Origin of the sequence: Silvanigrella sp., assembly GCF_044369315.1 — a bacterium.
Taxonomy (GTDB): Bacteria; Bdellovibrionota_B; Oligoflexia; order Silvanigrellales; family Silvanigrellaceae; genus Silvanigrella.
The window spans coordinates 1-3027 of sequence record NZ_JBIPMD010000322.1; the positions used below are offsets into that span (position 1 = coordinate 1).

The 3027-nt window shown below is 31.2% G+C and carries 3 protein-coding genes; all 3 read right to left on the reverse strand.

Annotated elements, in window-relative coordinates; translation table 11 throughout:
• Window positions 1-275 precede the first annotated feature (275 nt).
• The gene (locus ACIQ56_RS16220) at window positions 276-1007 is read right to left on the reverse strand and encodes a 7-carboxy-7-deazaguanine synthase QueE (RefSeq protein WP_397602079.1); all 732 of its coding nucleotides are present in this window, start codon (window positions 1005-1007) and stop codon (window positions 276-278) included.
• 26 nt (window positions 1008-1033) lie between these two features.
• Window positions 1034-1963: a 6-carboxytetrahydropterin synthase gene (locus ACIQ56_RS16225; protein WP_397602080.1), complete on the reverse strand. Its 930-nt coding sequence runs from the start codon at window positions 1961-1963 to the stop codon at window positions 1034-1036.
• Between the two features lie 77 nt (window positions 1964-2040).
• Window positions 2041-2967: a flagellin gene (locus ACIQ56_RS16230; RefSeq protein ID WP_397602081.1), complete on the reverse strand. Its 927-nt coding sequence runs from the start codon at window positions 2965-2967 to the stop codon at window positions 2041-2043.
• Between the last annotated feature and the right edge of the window lie 60 nt (window positions 2968-3027).

Below are 3027 nucleotides of genomic sequence, written 5' to 3' on the forward strand. Positions count from 1 at the left end.
TTGTAAGCTCAATCGCCCCTTGCTTGAATTCGCTTGTATACCTTCTTTTGGTTAACACCATTTCAACACCTCTTTCCTATAAGTTTTTTTCGGATCTGGGTGTCTACTTTCTTAGGGGAGGATCAATCATTAGCGCAAATTCTTAAAGTAATTTTTTTAGAAATAGCATAGCTTTTTATTTGTATTAACAAAAAAGATAAAATAATAATATTTTTAATCACTTTATAAATCCTGTTTTTAAAGCAATCAGATATTTTATTTTATCATTATTTTTTTTAAACGCCTCTTTTATTTCCAAATAATAAAATATGTAGTCGGGGGGTGTATCTAAATCCATATTTTAAACACTCATCATGGAGCCAAATATTTGCTAGCTGAGATTCAACGGTTATTCCTTCAGCCATTAAAAATACACGATCATTTGAAATATTGTAATCTTTTAAAAGACTCAAAATTTCATTTATATCTTTTGTTACTTCTGATTTTCGAACAACAAATTTAAAAAAAATAGAATGATGTGTTTTTGCAAGATTTGACCAATGTTTAAGAGCTTCAGGCTCTATTTTTTCACCTGCATTTGAAAATTTTGGAGAAATATTCCATTGCATTAATTTATAATCATCTTCTAAAAAATTTGGTATTTGGAGATGAGGTATTCTAGTTCCGTTACTTTCTACTTCAGCTGAAAAAGAATAACCTAATGTCCGCATTAATAAACCTAAATTATGAAGTGTGGGTTCACCACCCGATAGAATAAGATGTTTTATATTTTGGGATTGAATATTTTGAACAAGAGACTCTAATGTTTGTCTATTATATTTTTGTTTTCCATTTGGCTCTGTTTTTTTTAAAGGATCGCTTTTAAAAGTATGAGTGTATGGAGTGTCACACCATACACAACGTAAATTACAAATTTGAAAACGAACTAGAAGAGATGGTTTTCCAACATTAATTCCTTCGCCTTGCAGGCATGGGTAAATTTCATTAATTAGAAAACTAGTGCTCATATTATTCCTTTAAAAATTTAAAATATTTAATTGCAAATAGAACCTTTTGATAAACCTTCATAAGCTCTAATTTCAAGATCGGTTTCATTTAAGGAAAATAATTTTCTCACAAATTCAGCAAGATTTTCCACAGTACTTTCTTGTTCTAAAGTAAATACATTTTCTTTAGGCATAATTACGGCAACTTCTCCTTGAGTTCCTTTATATTGTGCTGCAATTAAACTCGCTTTAGCCTCTTCAATTTCGGGGCAATGTTCTATCAATTCATTAATAAGTTTGGTATTCCACTCAAAAATAACATAGTTTCTTGATATAATATAAGAGTTATTTAATTTTTTTGCAGCATTAGCGCTTTTTTCTAAATCTAATTTACCATTTTTAAATACTTCTAAAATATTACTGTGTCCATGAAATCTTTGGCAATTTCCGTAATGATGGCAAAGACTATGTGTATAGCTAAAGTAATTTGATTTTGAATGATTTTCATGCTCTCTTAAAGTTACAGTCACACTAATTACATTTTCAGGAGAATTTCTTAATATAGATTGAGCTATTTCTTTTTCAAGTAAAGTAACATCATTGTTATCTAAAGCAATTAAGGTTTCTCTAGAAACTTTTTTTACTGAATTATTATAAGTATTAATTGCAAAAATAGAATTATTATCATTCTCTTTACAGTTGCCAATTATAATAATTTGTGAATTTGATTGAAAACGAATAGAACTTGGTTTTACTAATAATTTATGATCAAATTCATGATCTATTGTGCTTTTTGCAGATTTTTTAGCTAAACTAAAATCAAATAAAACTCCATTTTGATCTTTATTTCCTTCCCAAATAACATCAACATACCAGCTTCTCCCTTTTGGTCCTAAACTTGGATAAAGTATAGCACAATCAAGAAGAGTTACATCTTGTATGAATATTTTGGTAGTACTTAGATTTTTAGTTTGCATATTTAGACAAAGCCTTCAATAAATCAGAATCAGAAAATGGTTCTGTGGACTTGTCTTAACCAAATAATCTTTTAGGATCAACCTAAAAGCTTTAGAGCCATTTCTGGAATCTGATTCGCTTGAGAAAGTACCGAAATACCAGCTTTTTGTAGAATTCCTTGTTGAACGACATGAGAGCTTTCTTCGGCATAGTCCGCATCTTTTATTCTTGATTTTGCAGTCTCTAAATTTTCAATGGTAATACTTGTATTTGCAACGGTATGTTCCATTCTATTTTGTACTGCCCCTAAAATAGCTCTATATTCATTTACTTTGTTAATAGCATTATCAATTCTTAACATGCTTTTTTGGGCAAATTCTTTTTTATCTACTCTTGTGCCTTCTTCGTCTGTTACGTTTCCTATTTCTAGAGAACCTTCTCCACCCGTAAGAGCATTAATTTTATCTAAATTAATTCGAATGATATGAGTAGGGTTTCGAACTTTATATAAATCATCCACCTCTTCGTAGTAGGAAGCTCCCACTTGAATTTCGAGAGGAGGAGGGTTGCTATTTTCCTTTAAAACAGCTGGTATTTCTGCAACGCCGGTAAGCAATCTAGTGCCATTAAATTCTGTAGAAGTTGCAATACGATCGATTTCATCTTTTAAAGCAACAAATTCTTTTTGAATATGTCCACGTTCCAGATCGCCAATGGTATCACTTGCAGCTTGAACGGTAAGTTCTTTTAATCTTATTAACATATTTGATATTTCTTGAAGTCCGCCTTCTGCTGTCTGAATTAAACTAATTCCATCAGAAGTATTTCTTCTTGCTTGAACTAAACCTCTAACTTGAGAGCGGAGTTTTTCAGAAATAGCTAAACCAGCTGCATCATCTGCAGCTTTATTAATTCTGTACCCGCTTGAAACCCGTTCGGTGTGCTTTGCTAGTAATAAAGTAGACACGGATAAGTTCCTTTGAGCATTGATCGAGCTTATATTTGTTTGGACCCTTAATCCCATACTTTAATGGTTCTCCAGGGGGGAGTCTCCCTTTTTACTGATTTGGGTTTCTAGGTTTCT